Genomic DNA, 21,085 nt, shown 5'->3' on the forward strand with positions numbered 1-21,085 from the left:
GGATTAACTGGAGCAAGAAATTTCCAGATGTTTCCCCCAGTCCGGTGGCAATGCGGCTAAATCATTGAATTCAGGTTGTTCGGCAAATGGCTGTTGCAAAGCTTGATGTAAACGCTGTAAGGGCTGAATATCATCTTTTTCTGCCTGATCGATGGCAAGCTGCGCCAAATAATTGCGTAATATGTATTTAGGATTAACCGCTCTCATGGCTTGCTGACGCTGCGCATCATCAATTTGCTCTTGCTGCAAACGCGCCCGATAACGGCTATACCAACTATCGAAAGCAGCTCGGTCGATAAAATCATCTCGCAACGGCGATAATGCGGAGTGTATCTCCACTTCACTTAACAAGCGGAAAGTTCGGGTATAATCGCGCCCTTCTTTGATCATCAGACTTAATAACCCGGTCAATAAGTCATTATCCTGACTATTACTCTCTGAAAATCCTAATTTAGCGCGCATTTGCTGACCGTAAGCCGCCATTAACTCTGGCTCATAGGCTTCCAGCGCCTGTTGTAATTGCGCCGTTGGGAGCAAACCGGACAGGGCTTGCCCTAGCCGGTGCAGATTCCATAGCGCAACCGCTGGCTGATTATCGAAAGCATAGCGGCCCTGATGATCGGAGTGGTTACAGATATAACCGGGTACATAATCATCAAGAAAGCCAAATGGGCCATAATCCATGGTAATGCCAAGTATCGACATATTGTCGGTATTCATCACACCATGAGCAAAACCGATGGTTTGCCAATGCGCCATTAGCCGCGCCGTGCGCTTAACCACATCAGTAAACCACAGCAAGTAACATTCCTCTTGCCCGACCCACTGCGGCCAGTGCCGAGCGATAACGTAATCAGCGAGTTGTTTGACTTGAGCCGGTTGCTGCCGGTAGTAAAAATGTTCGAAATGACCAAAGCGTACATGGCTTTCAGCCACGCGCAATAGCATAGCTCCTCTCTCCGCTTGTTCGCGATAAACCGGATGGTCGCTGGTCACTATGGTCAATGCACGGCTGGTGGGAACCCCTAAATGGTGCAGTGCTTCGGAAGCCAAAAACTCGCGAACAACGGAGCGCAATACCGCCCGCCCATCTCCCATACGAGAATACGGTGTTAAACCAGCACCTTTCAGATGCCAGTCCATATAGCGGCCATCACTGAGTTTTTGTTCCCCCAGCAAAATGCCACGCCCATCGCCAAGTTGCCCAGCCCACTGACCAAACTGATGGCCGCTATACACTTGCGCCAAAGGTTCCATACCCGGCAACAGCATTTCACCTGCCCATACTGCAGTTTTCGAGCCACTGAACCAACTGGTATCAAGTTCTAGTTCTCTGGCAAGCGGCTCACTATGATAGAGCAGGCGAGCTCCTTTTAATGGTGTTGGCTGCAAATAAGTATAAAAACCACTCAATTTCTGACCATAGCTATGACTAAATTGAGGTGAGCTATCAAGCTCAGCGCCAGAACCCTCATTAGCATTCGAGATATTCAAGGAGGACATTAGCGTAATACCTCCGCTAGCCAATGGCGAACTTGCAACAATTCAGCTCGTGATTCAGGAAAATCATCGTTTAATTGCAAACAAACTGCATCAATAGCAGCAGGACGATACTCCACGCCTTGTAATCGTTCGGCCAGCGCCTCCAGCGGGGCTGGGTTCAAGCTGTCGGTAAATATTTGGCAGCGGTCAATTGCACCGTGCAACACATCAAAATGTAGTTCAATTCCGCCCCAAAAAAAGCGGGTATCGACAAGATGGCTAAACGCAGGTGCCTGACCAAAATTCCACTCCCAGCTACTCTGTTTAGCGAATTGTTCGGCGAAACCAGGCAGATCTGGCAATGCTTGTGGCGAGATGATTTCTGCAGAAACTTTTTCATCGTAATAATTGAAGAACGCTTGCTCGATAGCGGCACAGATCTTTTCGTGGTTAATTCCCGGTAACAGTTCAACCAGGTTAGTCACACGCGACCGTACCGACGTGATACCTTTGGCTTGCAATTTTTTCGGGTCGGGATTGAGGTAATCAGCAAGACGATTGAGGTCAGCATTGAGCAATAATGTCCCATGATGAAAACCACGATCTTTGGTTTCTTTATAAGCGGAGCCGGAAACTTTGCGCTCACCATCAGCCTTAGCCACTACCAAATCATTACGACCCGATACTGTCGCCTGAATACCAAGCGATGCCAAAGCATTCAGAATAATTTGAGTCGATATCGTTTTATCATATTCAGGTTTACCGGCCATAAAGGTGAAACAGGTATTACCTAGATCATGGAATACCGCCCCGCCGCCACTACTGCGCCGAGCCAGCTTCACTCCGTCTTGCTCCATACGCCGGGTATTACACTCTTTCCATGGATTTTGAGCACGGCCTATCACCACGGTATCTGCATTGCGCCACAAAAAGAGAACCCGTTGATCTGGCGACATTTGGCGGAAAATACACTCTTCTACAGCCAGATTAAACCAGGGATCGTAAGAATCAGAAATGAGTAACCGAAGGGATGACATAAACGCGGCTCCGAACAAAATTAAGCAGCCACTAAGATAACATAACCGACCTAGATATATTTAAGCTCGGGTGAATGAGTGTGAGAATGGCTAACAGCCTGCGGCTTCAAGGGTGAAGAGAAAATTTTACATACGACGGGCTTGCCAGTATACCCGTTTCCAGTAAACATTCTCCAGCGATGAGCGAATGACACCTTTACTCGTTGAAGCATGAATGAATTCATCGTTGGTATCATAAATACCAACGTGTAACCCATTCTGACCACTGCCCGTTTTGAAGAAAACAAGATCACCCGGCATGAGTTCATCACGGGACACTTTTGTCCCTAAGGTAGTTTGAGCGACAGTGGTACGGGGTAATTGCATATCAAAACGATCGCGGAATGTGCGATATACAAAACCAGAACAATCAACGCCACGTTGATCCAGCCCACCATTACGATAGGGTGTGCCTTCCCATTGACGCAGTTGTTCATTCAGCTTTGCAACCACTACAATAGAATCAGACAAGTGACCACTTGGTGTCGGGGCATGGCTGCTACAGCCGGCGAGGATCATGCTGACCCAAAAGATCCAGAAACGTATCCGCATCGATAATTCACCAAAGGTAAGGCTTAGCCAATTTATCAGACAATCGCTATTAGCTAATGAACGATATCAGTATGGCTAATTTAGCTATCGAGTGTTGAAAAGACAAGTTATATGAATGAGATAATAGATTTGATTCAGCCGAATGATAACTATTAATCGCTCAGCAAGTGAAGGGCTTATTGTAACCAGTGACTCTCAGGAGTGTTATGCCGCGACAACCCCAACGGCACTATCCTCTTCATTTGGCTTTGTCAGCAGCCAGGCTAATCTCTTTCTATGGGTTTTGTATTAATCAGCCATATTCCCAACAGAATAAAGCCCGCACCTAGTGTTTTCAGTAAAGTTGCAGATTCACTGAACCACGGCAAAGTTACAGCGCCCAAATAGACCAAAGCATAACTGAGACTCAATAGTGGATAAGCGCGATTAAGTGGCAAATATCTTAGTGCGAAAAACCAACACAACATTGATAAAGCATATCCCGCTAATCCACAAATAACTGCTATAAATTGTGGAAGATGATTGATAACGAATTGCCCATTAATATCAGCCAATGACATTAATGGCGTATTCATCATGCCCCACTTGAGTATTAATTGGGCAACGGTTACCAGCAATACACTTCCAATTCCCCACCAGTACCCTTTCATAGATGCCAACTAATTAAAAGAATGCCAAACATAATGGAAGCAATCCCTAGCCAATGGCGGGAAGTAGCTTTCTCGCCGTAAAAAAATTGGGCGGCCAAGGTGACCAACACAAAATTAAAGCTGAGGATCGGATAAGCGACACTGAGGGGGAAATGTTGCAGTAAACGTAACCACAGCAACATCCCCAAACCGAGTAAAACCACTGCGCTAGCAAGCCAGCGCAATGTTGGAGCTAGCCGATAGTGCTGTGGCAAAGCCCAAGATTGCACAGCTTGCTTCTGACACAACTGCCCAGCACAAGTCAATAAACTGACGATTATCAATAACAAATAGCTTATCATGGCGTTTTCTTGTACCACAAAAGTGCCAAGCGATTCATCAGGCTTACCTTATCTGCTGCCGGCAGGCTATCTGGTATTTTTTCATTACGAGATAATTGAATCACCAGCGAGACATCTCCTTGCTGCCTCGCATGAACTAGCCAGTTGCTAAAATCTTGTGCACTTATATAGTGATCTCGGCTGTCGGCATAATTCAGACCATAAGATAACTCACCTTTCTCGCTGAACATCAAAATATCACTACGTTTCAGCTCCCACGCCAATCCAGCCGCGACACCGACACTGTCTGCCGCCACATAACGGCTGCTGCTAAGCTCATTAAAATTATTTTGGATGAAATTTTGTGGCTGTTTGGAGTCAATAACCTGTTGTGGGATCAGATAGCCAACAAGCAATATAAACAATAATGGACAGGCCGCAGCCCAGCGCCAATGACGAGCGTTATTATGCATTGTTGCAAAACCGACTATGCCCCAGCCAGTAAAAGCAATTACCGCAAGAATAACTTTTTGATGCTCATGTGGCCCATAAGCAACCAGATGCCCTACCCACCCCATACCAATAACTAAAATAGTCAACGCGCAGATAAATCCAAAAATAAGGTTTATCGCACCATTAACCTTTAATGCACGCATATGCATTTTATTGGCACAGTCGGTGGCATAGGCCGCCATCAATAAAGATAACGGTGCCATACAAGGTAGAATATATGTCGGAAGCTTACCTTTGGCGACACTGAAGAAAATCAGTGGCATTAATATCCAACTGAGCAAAAAGAATAACTCTGGCCTAGCAACCCGTTCGCGCCATCCTTTAAGCAGAGCTCCTGGTAATAACCCCAACCAGGGTAAGACACCAAGGCATAAAATAGGCAAGTAATACCAAATAGGTGCTTTGTGTTGCGCGTCCTTCTCGGCAAATCGCTGAATATGTTCAACCCAGAAGAAATAATGCCAAAAGTCAGGCTCGCGTTGAGCAATCGCTAATGCCCAAGGCAAACTCAATATCACGGCCCCTACAATAGCTATTGGACCAAAAATAATGAGTTCTTTTACCCTTTTTTGCTGAATAACAATCGGCAATACCGAAATAACCGGTACCGCTAAGGCCAAAAAACCCTTGGTCATAAAACCCATACCGCAAGCTAAACCGAGGAGAAGATAGGCTCCTACTTTTTGTTTCGCCGTTTCTGCTCGTAGCGTGAGATAAAAGCAGACCATTGAAGCGGTTAGCCACAATGAAATCATCGGATCCAGTACAGCATAAGAACCGATACTAAATACCAACAACATGGAGAGATAAATTAATGCTGCTAAAAATGAGGTGGAGCGATTACGCCATAATAAAGTTGCCAACCAATAAACTAATACTGCACTCAGTGCTATACTAAATATTGAGCCGAATCTTATGGCGAAATTAGTATCACCAAAAATCCACTGACTAATATTATTGAACCAATATCCCGCGATGGGCTTTTCAAAATATCGAATTCCCAGCAAATGCGGCACTATCCAGTCGCCACGCTGTAACATTTCCCGACTTATCTCAGCGTATCGAGTTTCATCTGGTTGCCATAATAAACGGCTATTAATGGGTAATAGGTAAACCAGTGCAAAAAACAGTGCCAACAGCGCAGCGCCACTTCCTTTTAACAGCTTCATTACGCATCCTCTAACGCAGACTGACACCCTAACCACCCTTCTCGGCCAGGGAAGGCAGCTCGCACAATCTTCCCTACGGGCAGTGAATCCAGATTTTTGGGCAATAACGAACCAAGAGCACAAAATTGAATACCGCGCTCTTTCGCCATGACTAATAATTGCTCGAACATTAATGCCTGCGACATCCCCTCAACCTCGGCATGAATGGTGTAAACCGGCACACCGTTATCGTGCGAAATGGCATTTATGATGAAGTTATTAAAATCTTCGTTCCGAATTTCGCTACCAACAACTTCGTCATAAGTGGGTAAAGTGACGGGGATTTGTACACTTCCAAAGCTACCGTCAGGTAATAATGGACGAAAAGGATGAGTACCACGACAATCACTGTTATAGCTGAATGAGAACAACTCTTTAACCGCCAGAACGCGTTCATCCGCTCGCCAACCAGCTGCAGCAGAACAGGTCACCGGCTGCTCAATGCTATTTTGTAATGCATCAATACCCAATTGCACCTGCTCGGTTAATTGCTGTTCTGACCACGTACCCACTTTAGCTTGCCAGCCCTGATGATCCCAAGCGTGCAAGCCCACTTCATGCCCCGCTTGTAATGTCGCTTTCATCAGTGGCCCAAAGTCTTTAGCAATTTGCTTACCCGGCCAGGCGGTACCTGCCAGCAAAATATCCCAACCATAAAGCGAAGCAGCATTAGAACGCAGCATTTTCCACAAAAAACGAGGACGGAAAAGACGCCATAAATGGCGTCCCATATTGTCCGGCCCAACACTGAAAAAAAAGCTGGCACTAATGTCATATTTTTCTAGAACAGCAAGCAATGATGGCACACCTTCCTTGGTTCCTCGGTAGGTATCTACATCAATCCTTAGGCCAACTTGCTTCATACCTGATGCTCATCCTTCGAGATTTTACTTTGCTCAAGTACGACACCACGTAGGAAGAAGTCCAAAGTTTCCATCACGGTTTGCTCTAAAGCAATTTCCGGCTGCCAATGTAAAATACGACGCGCATTGCGGATACTAGGCGTACGGTATTCTACATCCTGATAACCTTTTCCATAATATGCGCTACTCTCAATATCCTTAAAGCCAGCGAATGGCGGGAAACTATGACGTAACTCATGCTTTTCAAAACACCTTAATAGCATTTCAGCTAACTCACGAATACTGGCTTCATTCGTAGGGTTACCGATATTAATTATCTGTCCATCACAAGCACCATCACGGTTTTCAATAATACGGAACAGTGCTTCAATGCCATCATGAATATCTGTAAAACAGCGTTTTTGCTCCCCACCGTCGACAAGCTTAATTGGCGAGCCTTCGACCAGATTTAAAATGAGCTGTGTAATGGCACGGGAGCTCCCAATACGGGCAGCATCAAGGTTATCCAACCGTGGCCCCATCCAATTGAATGGACGGAACAAGGTGAATTTCAGATTTTCTTTCGCGCCATAAGCCCAAATAACACGGTCTAACAATTGTTTGGAGACCGAGTAAATCCAGCGTTGTTTATTGATTGGCCCAACAATAAGCCGCGAACTATCCTCATCGAATTCTTTATCATCACACATGCCATACACTTCAGACGTCGAAGGGAAGACAATACGCTTATTGTATTTAACACAATCACGAACGATTTTTAGGTTTTCTTCAAAATCTAATTCGAAAACACGCAGTGGATTTCGGGTATATTCAATTGGGGTCGCAATAGCGACTAAAGGTAAGATAACGTCACATTTTTTAATGTGATATTCAATCCATTCGGAATGAATACTGATATCCCCCTCAACAAAATGGAAATTAGGGTTGTCCAGAAAACGGCAGATGGCATCAGAACCAATATCTAAACCATAAACTTCATAGCGATTATCGCGTAACAAACGCTCAGTTAAATGGTTCCCAATGAAGCCATTTACGCCCAAGATTAATACGCGTGTGCGCCTCTTCAATTTATTACTTGGTTTATTGCCTAGACGGATAGCAGTTACAATTCCCATTTCTTGTGCCAGGCGGCTCCCTTGAACATATAGCCCCTCCTCACCTTGCCCTGTCATAATTTCCAGCGCACCTTCACCACATGCGATAACCAGTGGTGATATTGACAACACAGTGCCGGGTAACTTGCTATGGACAACATCGAGTGGCCGCGAGCGCCAAATGATCAACTTACGTTGTCCAAGATAGCTGAATGCACCTGGATAAGGCTCTGTTACAGCACGCACTAAATTATTGATTGCTGATGCTGATTTCTGCCAATCAATTGCACCATCCTCTGCCGTACGACGACCAAAATAGCTCGCTTCAGATTCTTTTTGTGGCATCAGTGGTAATGAAGCATTTTTCATTTTCGGCAACAAATCACGCAGCATTTCATAGGCAGCATCACGCATTTTTGCATGCAGAGTTAATGCCGTGTCGCTCTCACTAATCATGACTTTATGTTGCCCGACAATCGGACCCGCATCCGCTTTTTTCACCATCTGGTGTAGGGTTACACCTGTCTCTGTCTCGCCATTAACCAAAGCCCAGTTGATCGGTGCCCGGCCGCGATACTTCGGTAATAAGGACCCATGTAAATTGAATCCTCCACGCGGAGCCGACGACAAAATCTCATCACAGAGCATATTGCGGTAATAGAAAGAGAAAATGATATCTGGCTGTAATTGCTGAATACGTTCAATCCACAACGGATGGTTAACATCTTCTGGCGCAAATACGGGTAGCTCGAGGTCCGCAGCCACTCTGGCTACGGAAGAGAAAAAGCGATTCTCATTGGGTGAGTCAGTATGGGTAAATACCGCCTGAATATCGTAACCTGCTTCAACAAGAGCTTTCAGGCCGACACAGCCAATATCGTGATAGGCAAATACAATCGCTTTCATTTTTCTACTTCCTGATTATTTTCGGTCTGCTCAGCGCCGACCACTTTCTGTATGAAATAGCGTGGGCGTGCACGCACATCGTTATAAATACGACCAATATATTCACCGAGTAAACCCATACCAACAAACTGAGCACCAATGAACATAAACAACACGGCAAATAGCGTAAAGACGCCGCCACCTGCCCATTCAGGGCCAAATACCAAGCGTAAAACCACTAACAACACGGCAAAAGTGAAACCAGAGAGCGCAATGACACTACCAACCAGACTTAATAAACGTAATGGCGTTGTTGTTAGGCAAGTAATCAAGTCATACATCAGATTGATGAGTTTCATCAGGCTGTATTTTGAATCACCAAATTCGCGTTCAGCGTGATGAACGGTAATCTCGGTCGTGCGACGGGCAAATGTATTTGCCAAGATAGGAATAAAGGTACTCCGTTCGTGGCAATGTAACATTGCTTCAACAATATGTCGGCGATAAGCCCGTAACATACAGCCGTAATCGCCCATTGATTTCCCAGTAGCGCGTTGAATCATCATGTTGATCATGCGGGAAGCCGTTTTACGAAACACCGAATCTTGGCGATGCGCACGCACAGTACCCACAACGTCATAGCCCTCTTCAGCGACACTCACCAGCCGAGGGATCTCCTCCGGTGGGTTTTGCAAGTCGGCATCGAGTGTAATGATCAAATCGCCGCTGACCTGATTGAATCCGGCCATAATGGCTGAATGCTGGCCATAATTACGATTAAGTAAAACGGCAATTATATGACTCTCAGGTTCATTCGCCGCCGCCGTTAAAAGTTCAGCTGAATTATCACTACTACCATCATCAACAAGAATAATTTCATAGGGTTGAGTCAGTAATTTACAAGCAGCAGACGTTCTCTCTATTAATATCGGCAAACTTTCTTGCTCGTTATAAACAGGGATAACAATTGAGACTTTTTTGATTTTTTCACTTTCAGACACGGTACTGCCCTATAATAGTTGCCAATGCATCCACGACCCGATCAACATCGCTGTCCAGCATATCGGGGAAAAGAGGCAATGTGCATAATCTGGCGGAATTCCACTCAGTATTGGGTAAATGTAGAGATGGGTAGCGCTCGCGATAATACTTTTGGGTGTGCGCGGCGCGGAAATGTAGGCCACTGCCTATACCGACTTCTTTCAATCGTGCCATCAATGAATCACGGTCAATACCACAGCGTTCCTTATCAACCCGCACCATAAAAAGATGCCAAGCGTGTTGGTGGACATAATGAGGAACAGACAACGGTTGCAAGGGCGAATCGACTAATGCTTGATGATAACGAGAGACCAATGCCTGGCGCCGAGCGTTAATTTCAGTTAAACGTTGGAGCTGAACAACAGCAATAGCGGCGTGAATATCCGATAAATTGTATTTATATCCCGGCTCGACAACTTCAGCCTGTGGGCTGCGCCCTTGAATTTGGCGATCGAAAGCATCAACTCCCAGACCATGAAACTTGAGTCGACGTACTCTGGCCGCCAGTTCATCATCATCGGTGGCAATTAAACCACCTTCAGCGCAGGTGATGTTCTTGATAGCGTGGAAAGAGAAAATGGCAGTACCTTTCTCGCCAACCCATTGATCGCCGTAGCGTGTACCAACGGCATGGGCCGCATCTTCAATCAATGGAATTTTGTGTTGCTGAGCAATCTGACGCAAGGCATCAAGATCGCAAGGTGCCCCAGCATAATGCACGGGAATAATGGCTTTAGTTTTGGGTGTGATTGCGGCTTCGATATCCGCAGCATTCACCATTAATGTGTCGCGATCGATATCCACCATCACAGGTTCAGCACCGAGCAACACAATCATATTAATGGTCGATACCCACGTCTGAGACGGTGTAATCACTTCATCACCAGGACCAATCCCTAACGCCATTAAAGTAATATGCATACCTGCCGTAGCAGAGCAGACGGCGACCGCATGTTTGCAGCCAAATGCTGCACAAAAGTCAGTCTCCAACTGTTGATTCTGAGGGCCTGTGGTGATCCAACCGGAGCCTAGTACATTCACTACCGCATTAATTTCGTCCGAACCAATAGCTGGACGAGAAAAAGGCAAAAAATTCTGCATCGAAAAATCCCTAGGATACTTGGCTCTTTGGGAAACTATATTCCCCTGTAAGTTAACGAAAACTAAACGCCACTCAGATAAACTTACTCTTGGTTGAATATGTAGTTTAGTTTACTAACCTTAAATAAACCTTAAGATAGGATTTTTTTTGCAATAATATCAGTTGTAACCATTTAAAGCCAAACCCATAGTTTTTCCTGTATAATCAATCAAATAAAAACTCACCAAACCAAGCTATGCCCTAAAATAATTGTTTTTATCAGTGCTGTAAATATAAGTATAGAAACTATAGATAAATAGATGTAGTTAGGAAGGGATTTTAAGGGTAAATGATCAATGTTACTGTTAAAAGCCTTTTGTAATAATCCAATTCTGCTGATTAAAATTGTGGATTTGAAAATCAACTTCGAATACCTCGGAGAGTATACTGGCTTTCATCACTTTGTCGGTATTCCCTTGAGCAAGCACATTTCCACCCGCCATTAGCCACACCTGATCAGCTTGTTGCAAGCTATGATTCAGGTCATGAGCACTGATGATTGCACTGCGACCAGCAGCGCAAAACTCACGCAACAGGCTGTCTAATGCTACTTTTTGCGCAACATCAAGACCCGTGTATGGCTCATCAAGTAACAGCAATTTACTGTCTGGATTAATATCTGGCCAAACTTGCAAAAAGACAGCGGCCAAACGAACCCGTTGCCACTCGCCACCGGAAAGTTGTGACAACAAGCGAGGTAACTTGTCTGTTAAACGTAACCTCTCACAGAGGTAGCCAATGGTAGTCGTAATGGCATCTAAGGAAGCCCCTGCTGGTTGATAAAGCGAGAGATATTGGAAAACTGGCATCATGGTCAGAGCCGATTGTTGTTGGCATAAATAGGCCCGCAGACGTGCTAAATCAGGCCCTGAATAGAGGGATAATGCCTTGCCCGCAAGTGAAATGCCGCCACCAAAGGGCAATAGACCCGCCAGAGAGGCCAATAAGGTGCTTTTCCCCGCTCCATTCGGACCGATTATGTGTGTTTGCAATCCAGTTGCTACCTGTGTAGAAAAAGGGGCAAGACGGGTATCTACACTGACATTGCTGAGTTGCAATAACATCAAAATAAATCTTTCATCCGTAAATTAGTGAGCAGCCAATGCGCATGTAATGGCATTGACCAAAATCGGATCTTCTGGCGTCAGATCGGGTGCAAATCTTTCAAGAACCGTACCGTCTCGACCAATTAAGAATTTTTCAAAGTTCCACAGAATGTCACTGGCATGTTTTGGCTCACGGCCTTTACTTGCTAAGCGCTGATAGAACTCACTGTCTTCAGGTTTTATCGCCACAGGTTTAGCAGCGATTAGATGTTGGTATAAAGGATGCCGTTGTGGGCCATTGACTTCTATTTTGCTGAACATCGGGAAGTCGACACCAAAAGTTCCGCGACAAAATGCCTGGATGTCCTCATTGCTACCGGGTTCTTGCCCTGCAAACTCATTGCTTGGGAAGCCCAATACTTCAAAACCCTGTTGCTGATAAGTTTTATATAGATTTTCCAACCCTTCATATTGCTTGGTTAAACCACATTGGGAAGCCACATTGACCACGAGCAAAACTGATCCTTTATACTTTTCCAGGTTAATGGATTGGCTTTCAATCGTTTTTAATGGGATTGAGTAAATTGAATGACTCATCAGGGATATCCTTATTTCAGCAATAATAAATAGATGAACCTACAGGGACATAAGTCAGTGTAACGCGAATTACTTGACACTTCTAACACGTGTCAACAACCAGATAAATAGTGGCGCGCCTAAGGTTGCAGTTACTACACCAATCGGTAACTCTGCTGAGAATAAGGCAACACGCGCGACAATATCAGCGAATAACAATATTCCCCCACCGGCTAATGCGCATCCTGCTAATAACCGACGCTGATCGGTTAACCCCGTCAGTCGTAAAATATGCGGGATAACTAACCCAATGAAGCTTATCACCCCGGCCAAGGCAACACTAACTCCCACTAATAGGCCAATAGCAAGTACCAATAAGTTTCGCCATAAGTGGAGAGAAACCCCTAATTGCTGAGCTTGTTGCTCACCCAGTGACATAAAATTAAGTACATGCCCTTGGCAACAGAGCCAAAGGACGATAGGTAGCAGCGTCAGCACCAGCCCCTGATGTCGCCAGTCAATGCCACTAAATCCGCCCATCATCCAATACATTAATTGGCGTAGGTCGAGACTGGTGCTGAAATACACCGCCCAAGTCATAATTGCGCTACAAACTATACCTAAAGCCACCCCGACCAGTAATAAACGGGCATTAGTTAATAAACGTCGGCGGGCGAATCCCAGCAAAAGCATCGTCATCAATAACGCACCTGCGATGGCACAAGCACTTAAAAACCAAATGGGGAACAATCCATGTCCGAGCAACACAGCCATCACTAGTGCAACGCCCGCACCATTTGCCACGCCGAGCAAACCAGGTTCGGCTAATGGATTTTCAAACAATGCCTGCATGACAGCCCCAGACACGGCAAGGCTTGCCCCTACCATCAACACCGCCAATGCTCGAGGTAAGCGCAACTGCCAAACGAAAAGTCGCCCCGTTTCACTGAACCATTGAGTGGGCCAAAGCCAAATATCACCGGCACATAAACTGATAAGTAACGCCAATAATAATATGACCACCAACACTTTGAGATAACGGTTATCACGTTGTTGCTGCCGCTGTTGCAGTGCGATAAATAAGTGACTGGTCTGCATGACATCCTCGGCCATTGCCTCAGGATTCACCTGAAGATATCTAATATTTATTATGAGGCACAGATAGTAGGGTGTTAGGAGGATAAGGGGAAGTTTTGTATGAAAAATATGATTTTTAACGCTAGCGTTGCCCACGGACTATAGTGACAACACTAGCACTACTGATTATTTATTGCCCACGATAACCATTATTTTTCGGTGGGTAGATCTGCTGACCGCTATGACCACTATTATTATTTTGGCCACCTTGGTTATTTTGCCCTCCGGGTTGAACACTGTTACCTGACCCACTTTTATTACCATGCCGGCCATGCCCATTATTTTGTGGCTGATGACCATGGGAACCATCACTACTATGTCCTGGACTCCCAGGCTCCTGCCCTCGGAAGGGATTATGACCGTCTTGTGCTGATGGGTGCTGCCAACGGCCACCATCCCAATAATAACCACGCTCATTGCGATCACCAATATGACCACCACGGTGCTCATGCCACCATTGCGGTGGACGCCAGTCGTAGCCATCCCAGTAATAGCCACGCTTATCTTGATCGCCTAAATGCAAACTGACACCGGGTACATTGATGTCAAGAGACACATCTGCCTGAACCATCAATGGCATTAATGACAGGACACCCAGTAATAGCACAGCTTTTTTCATATTATTCCGAATATATTATTTAACAGTTGCTAAATTTATATCAGCGAAAATAAAGTCTATCTATCGGACAATTGCTTATTTTCAATTTCATTGCAGACTGCTTACGTAATCCATACAGTCATTTTTAGAGTATTTATTATTTACCACTATTGCTAACATCTCTTAACGCACAACTGACAATGGTCCGCTTTATATTGAATAATCATTACCACTTTCCTCACTAACAACATGAAAAATATCATTTTTACAATCGGTTACGTAGATTATATTTCCTTTAATTATTTATAATGCAAAACTTTAAAATATCTTCAAAGCTGCGACCTAAAGCGACACTTTTAAAATTGCCATGACTAGTTAGTGATACCCTTCATAATATACTTATGAAATAAAGATAAAGCCTCATGTAATCAAAACTATTTATTGTAATCCGAACATCCTGATTAATTGTATTTTCCGAATTTCTAAATATTTAGTCCCATAAGTTGCATATGTTCGAATGAAATAGGCAACAGAGGAGAGTTGCTCCCCTCCTCTATTGAGTCCAAATTCACCACGGACAGTTATAAATAACTTAAACGCAATTTACTCATCGTGAGCAACCACAATTTTTAAAGGCAGATGTAAGCCGTTGATTTGGTTTTTACTTAGTCGGCAATTTAATATCTTTAAACATCGCCTCGATATCTTCATTTGAACGCAGGGCAACAGCTTTATCCACCACATCGCGCGTCAAATGAGGCGCAAAGCGTAAAATAAAGTCATACATATAACTGCGCAGGAAGGTACTACGGCGGAAACCAATTTTAGTGGTGCTGTAAGTAAAGATATCTCGCGCATCCACTGTCACCAGATCCGGGTCTTGAATAGGATCAACTGCCATACTGGCGATAACCCCGACACCCAGCCCTAATCTCACATAAGTTTTAATCACATCCGCGTCGGTAGCAGTAAAGACAATACGCGGTGTCAATCCCGCACGGTTAAACGCGGTATCCAGTTCAGAGCGACCAGTAAAACCAAAGGTGTAGGTCACAATAGGATAAGCAGCCAATTCTTCAATGCTGACATGGGCCTTACCGGCCAATGGGTGATCGGGCTTCACAACCACCGCACGATTCCAGTGATAGCACGGCAACATAATCAGGTCGTCATACAAATGCAGCGCTTCTGTTGCAATTGCAAAGTCAGCGCTTCCCTTGGAAACCGCTTCTGCTATTTGAGTAGGTGAGCCTTGATGCATATGCAGCGACACGCGAGGGTAGCGCTCAATAAAGCCTTTAATCACATTGGGTAATGCATAGCGCGCTTGCGTATGGGTTGTTGCTACATACAAAGATCCTTTATCGGGATAAGTATGTTCACCAGCAACTGCTTTGATGGCATCAACTTTTGATAATACTTCACGGGCAATACGGATGATTTCCAGCCCTGCGGGGGTCACTTGCGTAAGATGTTTACCACTGCGAGCAAAAATCTGGATACCCAGCTCATCTTCCAACATGCGAACCTGTTTACTGATCCCAGGTTGCGAGGTGTACAGGCCTTCAGCGGTGGACGATACGTTAAGGTTATGATTAACCACCTCAACAATATAACGGAGCTGCTGCAATTTCATATCTATACCATCCTAGGTTAAACACTGTGGGAAACCCACAGTTTGGTATATCGGAATCACCCGGTATGCCGAGAGGTTATTAACTGAAACCCAAAACTGCATAATGCCAAAGTAGTCAATATCGATCTTATAATAACATTAGGTGATAAAAAAACATTTTATATAACTACTATATCCTGAATAATTCGAGTTGCCTGAAGGCGGCAACTGAGAGACAAATCGATCGAAGACCGGTTTGAACAACATTTATGTAGCCCCATAGGATGAGCCTCCTAGAAGCTCATTAACCCTGGTGAACTTACCGTAGTAAGTCATTCGGGGATTGAACGCAGCCGACACATATGCAGCTTGAACGATGACGGGTAGATATCATTTCATTTGCGGCTGTATCTACCCTCGCTATTATTGCGTTATATCGTGCTCATCGAAAGCTGATGCCAATAAGCATACCAATGCAGTTCGTGATTTAAGACAGAGAACATTAGCTTAAAAAAACGCATTTTTCAGCCCATACAAGCTGCATTAACAATTGATAACTTCAACGGTTTCATCATGACTATAAAGCACTCAGATAGATTAGCCCAATAAAAAAACCAGCCATAAAGGCTGGTTTCTTAACTATCTATCCCAGTAAACCCACTATTTTTTAGCTTCAACCCATTTGCCATCAATATAGAAAGCAGACCAACCGGTCGCTTTGCCCTCTTTCTCTGAGGAAACATATTGTTGCTTGGTTTTACGGCTAAAGCGAACCAGAGTCTTATTACCTTCATTATCCACTACTGGAGCATCAGCCAGGTAACGTAATTTCTCAGGTAAGCGATCCTTGAAACGCACCAACTCTTCTACCAAAGGCGCACGCGTTTCGCGTGATTTCGGGAATGTATTGGCCGCCAAGAACACACCAGCAGCACCATCACGTAACACGAAATAGGCGTCTGACTTCTCGCAAGGCAATTCTGGCAACGGTACCGGATCTTCTTTCGGCGGTGCAACTTCACCACTGCGCAAAATTTTACGAGTATTCTTGCACTCATCATTGGTACAACCCATGTACTTACCAAAACGCCCCATTTTTAGATGCATTTCAGAACCACATTTCTCGCACTCAACAATTGGGCCTTCATACCCTTTGATGCGGAACTCGCCTTCTTCAATCTCATAACCATCGCATGCCGGGTTATTACCACAAACATGTAATTTGCGTTGATTATCAATTAGATAACTATCCATTGCTGTGCCACACTTCTGGCAGCGACGGCGGGCGCGCAATGCGTTAGTTTCTGCATCATCACCTTCCAGGATATTCAGAATTTCAGCTTCCGGCACCAGATTGATAGTGGTTTTGCAGCGCTCTTTTGGCGGCAATGCATAACCCGAACAGCCGAGGAATACACCAGTACTGGCGGTACGAATCCCCATCTGACGACCACAGGTTGGGCAATCTATGCTGGTCATGACCATTTGATTCGGACGCATACCGCCCTCTTCAGGATCTTTTTCAGCCTTTTCAAGCTGCTCACTGAACTCAGCAAAGAAGCCGTCCAGTACAGCCTTCCACTCAGCCTGATCATTAGCAACCTGATCGAGCCCACTTTCCATGCGCGCGGTAAAGTCGTAATTCATCAACTCGCGGAAGTTTTCTTCCAGACGGTCGGTGACGATCTCACCCATTTTCTCGGCATAGAAACGGCGGTTCTCTACCCGGACATAACCACGGTCCTGAATGGTCGAGATAATAGACGCATAGGTAGATGGGCGGCCAATACCTCGTTTTTCCAGCTCTTTTACCAATGATGCTTCGCTGTAACGCGCCGGCGGTTTGGTGAAGTGCTGGCTTGGGATCAGTTTTTGTAAATCCAGCTCACTGCCCACTTCGATCACTGGCAAGGTTCGGTCTTCATCACCTTTGCGCAATGCTGGCATCACCTTCGTCCAACCATCAAAGCGTAAAGTGCGGCCTTTAGCTCGCAGTTGGAAATCGCCAGCCTGTACCGTCAGTGTGGTGGAGTCATACTTGGCCGGTGTCATCTGGCAGGCCACAAACTGACGCCAAATCAGTTGATAAAGCTTCTGAGCATCAGCTTCCATATCTTTTAGCTGCTCAGCCAGCACATTCACATCAGACGGACGAATGGCTTCATGCGCTTCTTGTGAATTTTCTTTGCTGCTGTATTGATTTGGTGCAGATGGCAAGTATTTATCGCCAAAGTTATCACCTATATAACCGCGCACCATCGTCAGAGCATCCTGGCTCAAGTTGGTGGAGTCAGTACGCATATAGGTGATATGCCCTGCTTCATACAAGCGCTGTGCCATCATCATGGTTTTCTTCACACCAAAGCTCAGGCGGGTACTGGCAGCCTGCTGCAAGGTGGAAGTAATAAAGGGTGCGCCGGGCTTACTGCTGGTCGGTTTATCTTCACGTTCCAGCACTTTATAGCGGGCGTTTTCCAGCAGTTTAAGCGCGGCGTGGGTTTGCTCACGATTGACTGGTTTAAACGGCTTATTGTGAGCATGGGTGACTTCCATTTGAATAGGAACTTCACCTTTTGCCAGCAAATCGGCATGCAATTCCCAATACTCTTCAGGAACGAATGCTTTAATATCCCGCTCACGTTCAACGACTAAACGTACCGCGACTGATTGTACGCGCCCAGCGGACAGGCCACGTGCAATCTTTTTCCACAATAGTGGAGAAACCATATAACCCACAACCCGGTCCATAAAGCGACGGGCTTGCTGGGCATTCACCCGGTTGATATTCAATTCACCCGGTTGATTAAATGCCTGTTGGATAGCATTCTTCGTGATTTCGTTAAACACCACTCGACTAAAACGCTTATCGTCACCACCAATCACTTCCCGCAAATGCCAGGCAATCGCCTCTCCTTCGCGGTCAAGGTCGGTTGCGAGATAGATGTGGTCAGCGTTTTCGGCTAATGCTTTCAGCTCGGCAACCACTTTTTCTTTACCGGGCAAAATTTCATACTGCGCTTTCCAGCCATGATAAGGATCGACGCCCATGCGATTAACTAATGCAACCTTTTCGTCTTTCTTTACTTTAGTTTTGGGCTTGTCGGCTTTCTTGGCTTTATCTTCAGTTGAGTTAGCGCTCTTCTTACTGGCTGAGCCACTGGTCGGCAAATCACGAATGTGACCGACGCTGGACTTAACCACGTAGTTATTCCCTAAGTATTTATTAATAGTTTTGGCTTTTGCCGGGGACTCAACTATTACGAGAGCTTTACCCATAATTACCTTTACCTAAATTATTTCTTCTAAAAGAAGGGTTTTATCTTGCCGTACCGCGGCATTCTGAATCTCTTTTTTATATTGCGGTACTTTTTCAGGAGATCGACCTGTTTTTTTGATCGGAGCCATAAAAGCGCGTTTCGAAACTCAGTTGACGATCTGTCAAAATCTTTGTCTGCGCCCAGTGTAGTAGCAGCGAATTCTGCCTCATGGCGTCAACAAAACCTTCCACCTAATAGTATAAAATCCCACACTGTACCTGATAAAAAGCGACGCGCAACCTAATTAGCTCGGAATCTGAATTTATCCAATTGTGATGACAAACCCATCAGTAGCTCGAATAAACCTTAGTCGGTTTGCGAACAAATGCTAACCCGCAGTAGAATAGGTAAGAGAAATTGCCTTGTTCTGAGGAAATATGATTGTTGTGAGGAGATATAATGTTTGGAAACACAGCACCTATCGAGCGTAATAAATTATTGGCAGAGGCCAATGAGATTATTCGTCAACATGAAGATTATCTGCACGGAATGGAAGCGACTGAAGTTGAGCAAAAAGGGGCCGTTTTGGTATTTCGCGGAGAATTTTTCCTTGATGAAGAAGGCTTACCCACAGCAAAAACCACTGCCGTTTTTAATATGTTTAAACATCTCGCGCATGTTTTATCGGCTAAATATCATTTAATCGATTAATTGCAGATGACGCCTTTTGCTGTTTCCGCCTTTAGCTGCTGAACCAAAAATAACAGGGGGCCAAGCCCCCTGCTTTTATCTCACCGCATCCACTTCACGTCAGGTTATAACAGGGGTTTTTCACCACGCTGCCACCAACGTAATAATAGGCGATCAACACTTTCTGCCGCACTGCCTGTAAAGCGATCCATCAGACGTTTACGACGGGAATAACGCACACCAATAACTTCGTGATTATCCATCTCAGCTATCAGTAAGTCATCGCTAGTGCCAATGGCATCCACCAACCCTTTCTCTTTGGCTTGTGTGCCAAACCAATGTTCGCCAGTGGCAACAGCATCGATATCCAAAGACGGCCGCTGTTGATGGACGAACTGCTTGAATAGCAGGTGTGTTTCATTGAGATCTTCGCGGAATTTTTCACGGCCTTGCTCGGTATTTTCACCAAATAAAGTAAGGGTTCGCTTAAATTCACCTGCGGTATGCAGTTCTACATCAATATCGTTCTTTTTAAGTAAACGATGGAAGTTGGGTATTTGGGCCACAACACCAATAGAACCAATAATAGCAAAAGGTGCACTAATGATACGATCAGCCACACAAGCCATCATGTACCCGCCACTGGCTGCGACTTTATCCACAGCAACAGTCAGACGTATACCTTTATGGCGCAAACGTTCCAATTGCGAGGCCGCCAGACCATAACCGTGAACCACGCCACCAGGACTTTCCAGGCGAAGTAGCACTTCATCTTGTGCCGTTGCCACTGCCAGCACCGCAGAAATCTCTTCACGTAATGAAGCCACTTCATGAGCATCAATGCTGCCTTTGAAGTCGATGACATATAAACAGGGCTTTACCGCTGCCACCGCACCAGATTTGGCGCGCTGTTTCTTCAGTTTTTCGTCTGCTTTTTGCTGCTTTTTGAATTCTTTACTCCAGGTTTTTTGCTCCGCATGACTCATGCGCGCCAGGCGCATTTCACGCTGCATTTCCTTATATTGCTCACCGAGGGGGACCAAATTGAGTTCTCCCCGTAGCCCTTGTTTTCTCATTCCTTGGCTGACAACCAATAATACAATCGCGCCAATTGCGACCACGATGGTCACCACTTTAGCGAGAAACAGTCCGTACAGAGAAAATAACTCCACAAATACCGCCTTTATTCATCTGCTATTAAAGAGATACCTGCATTCTAGCGAACCCGCAGGCCGCCGTCTTGCGCAAATGAAAAATTGCATTGGTTTCGCTTAAATATAAGAATGTATGAGATATCGCGGCGAACAAAAAACAATTTTACGCCGCCTGTAAGAGGAATAA

General features: G+C 45.2%; 18 protein-coding genes. 1 reads left to right on the plus strand and 17 read right to left on the minus strand.

The annotated features are described in order from the left end of the window. Nucleotides 1-3 precede the first annotated feature (3 nt). The 16 genes from ACF3VQ_RS10920 to topA all read right to left on the minus strand — a co-directional run bounded on the left by ACF3VQ_RS10920 (nucleotide 4) and on the right by topA (nucleotide 19,073). On the minus strand, nucleotides 4-1,503 hold the full coding sequence (locus tag ACF3VQ_RS10920; protein WP_392430705.1) for a protein adenylyltransferase SelO: 1,500 nt from the start codon (nucleotides 1,501-1,503) through the stop codon (nucleotides 4-6). Next, nucleotides 1,503-2,519 (minus strand): lipoate--protein ligase A, encoded by a 1,017-nt coding sequence (locus ACF3VQ_RS10925; protein ID WP_392430708.1) that lies wholly within the window; start codon nucleotides 2,517-2,519, stop codon nucleotides 1,503-1,505. The genes ACF3VQ_RS10920 and ACF3VQ_RS10925 overlap by 1 nt, the downstream gene beginning before the upstream one ends. Before the next feature lie 126 nt (nucleotides 2,520-2,645). Further along, nucleotides 2,646-3,110, minus strand: coding sequence for an NlpC/P60 family protein (locus tag ACF3VQ_RS10930; RefSeq protein ID WP_392430710.1), 465 nt, complete (start codon nucleotides 3,108-3,110; stop codon nucleotides 2,646-2,648). A 263-nt stretch (nucleotides 3,111-3,373) separates the two neighbouring features. Continuing rightward, complete coding sequence (arnF, locus tag ACF3VQ_RS10935) at nucleotides 3,374-3,760, minus strand: 4-amino-4-deoxy-L-arabinose-phosphoundecaprenol flippase subunit ArnF (RefSeq protein WP_392430712.1); 387 nt, start codon at nucleotides 3,758-3,760, stop codon at nucleotides 3,374-3,376. Further along, nucleotides 3,757-4,101 carry a 4-amino-4-deoxy-L-arabinose-phosphoundecaprenol flippase subunit ArnE gene (gene arnE / locus ACF3VQ_RS10940; protein WP_392430713.1) on the minus strand — a complete coding sequence of 115 codons (345 nt, stop codon included), beginning with the start codon at nucleotides 4,099-4,101 and terminating at the stop codon, nucleotides 3,757-3,759. The genes arnF and arnE overlap by 4 nt, the downstream gene beginning before the upstream one ends. Further along, complete coding sequence (gene arnT / locus ACF3VQ_RS10945) at nucleotides 4,098-5,762, minus strand: lipid IV(A) 4-amino-4-deoxy-L-arabinosyltransferase (protein WP_392430714.1); 1,665 nt, start codon at nucleotides 5,760-5,762, stop codon at nucleotides 4,098-4,100. The genes arnE and arnT overlap by 4 nt, the downstream gene beginning before the upstream one ends. Further along, complete coding sequence (arnD, locus tag ACF3VQ_RS10950; RefSeq protein WP_392430716.1) at nucleotides 5,762-6,664, minus strand: 4-deoxy-4-formamido-L-arabinose-phosphoundecaprenol deformylase; 903 nt, start codon at nucleotides 6,662-6,664, stop codon at nucleotides 5,762-5,764. The genes arnT and arnD overlap by 1 nt, the downstream gene beginning before the upstream one ends. After that, complete coding sequence (gene arnA / locus ACF3VQ_RS10955) at nucleotides 6,661-8,664, minus strand: bifunctional UDP-4-amino-4-deoxy-L-arabinose formyltransferase/UDP-glucuronic acid oxidase ArnA (RefSeq protein WP_392430719.1); 2,004 nt, start codon at nucleotides 8,662-8,664, stop codon at nucleotides 6,661-6,663. Before arnA ends, arnD begins: the two co-directional genes overlap by 4 nt. After that, entirely contained in the window at nucleotides 8,661-9,644 is a 984-nt protein-coding gene (gene arnC / locus ACF3VQ_RS10960; protein WP_392430722.1) for an undecaprenyl-phosphate 4-deoxy-4-formamido-L-arabinose transferase, read from the minus strand. The genes arnA and arnC overlap by 4 nt, the downstream gene beginning before the upstream one ends. Further along, a complete protein-coding gene (gene arnB / locus ACF3VQ_RS10965) occupies nucleotides 9,637-10,785 on the minus strand; it encodes a UDP-4-amino-4-deoxy-L-arabinose aminotransferase (protein ID WP_392430725.1) in 1,149 nt (382 codons plus the stop codon). The genes arnC and arnB overlap by 8 nt, the downstream gene beginning before the upstream one ends. 345 nt (nucleotides 10,786-11,130) lie before the next feature. Beyond that, nucleotides 11,131-11,889, minus strand: coding sequence for a vitamin B12 ABC transporter ATP-binding protein BtuD (gene btuD, locus ACF3VQ_RS10970; protein WP_392430728.1), 759 nt, complete (start codon nucleotides 11,887-11,889; stop codon nucleotides 11,131-11,133). 24 nt (nucleotides 11,890-11,913) lie between these two features. Continuing rightward, nucleotides 11,914-12,468, minus strand: coding sequence for a glutathione peroxidase (locus ACF3VQ_RS10975; RefSeq protein ID WP_392430731.1), 555 nt, complete (start codon nucleotides 12,466-12,468; stop codon nucleotides 11,914-11,916). Nucleotides 12,469-12,537: 69 nt separating this feature from the next. Further along, nucleotides 12,538-13,545: a vitamin B12 ABC transporter permease BtuC gene (gene btuC / locus ACF3VQ_RS10980; RefSeq protein WP_392435537.1), complete on the minus strand. Its 1,008-nt coding sequence runs from the start codon at nucleotides 13,543-13,545 to the stop codon at nucleotides 12,538-12,540. Nucleotides 13,546-13,714: 169 nt separating this feature from the next. Continuing rightward, nucleotides 13,715-14,203 carry a DUF2502 domain-containing protein gene (locus tag ACF3VQ_RS10985; RefSeq protein WP_392430734.1) on the minus strand — a complete coding sequence of 163 codons (489 nt, stop codon included), beginning with the start codon at nucleotides 14,201-14,203 and terminating at the stop codon, nucleotides 13,715-13,717. 640 nt (nucleotides 14,204-14,843) lie between these two features. Next, a complete protein-coding gene (gene cysB / locus ACF3VQ_RS10990; protein WP_005165856.1) occupies nucleotides 14,844-15,818 on the minus strand; it encodes an HTH-type transcriptional regulator CysB in 975 nt (324 codons plus the stop codon). Between the two features lie 639 nt (nucleotides 15,819-16,457). Then, nucleotides 16,458-19,073 (minus strand): type I DNA topoisomerase, encoded by a 2,616-nt coding sequence (gene topA, locus ACF3VQ_RS10995; RefSeq protein ID WP_392430739.1) that lies wholly within the window; start codon nucleotides 19,071-19,073, stop codon nucleotides 16,458-16,460. 440 nt (nucleotides 19,074-19,513) lie between these two features. Here topA and ACF3VQ_RS11000 point away from each other — a divergent pair, with 440 nt between their 5' ends. Then, nucleotides 19,514-19,765, plus strand: coding sequence for a YciN family protein (locus ACF3VQ_RS11000; protein WP_005165861.1), 252 nt, complete (start codon nucleotides 19,514-19,516; stop codon nucleotides 19,763-19,765). A gap of 104 nt (nucleotides 19,766-19,869) precedes the next feature. On the opposite strand, the gene sohB is transcribed toward ACF3VQ_RS11000, so the two are convergent. After that, complete coding sequence (gene sohB, locus ACF3VQ_RS11005) at nucleotides 19,870-20,916, minus strand: protease SohB (protein ID WP_392430743.1); 1,047 nt, start codon at nucleotides 20,914-20,916, stop codon at nucleotides 19,870-19,872. Nucleotides 20,917-21,085: the final 169 nt, after the last annotated feature.

Origin of the sequence: Yersinia fenwicki, from assembly GCF_043099325.1 — a bacterium.
Lineage (GTDB): Bacteria > Pseudomonadota > Gammaproteobacteria > Enterobacterales > Enterobacteriaceae > Yersinia.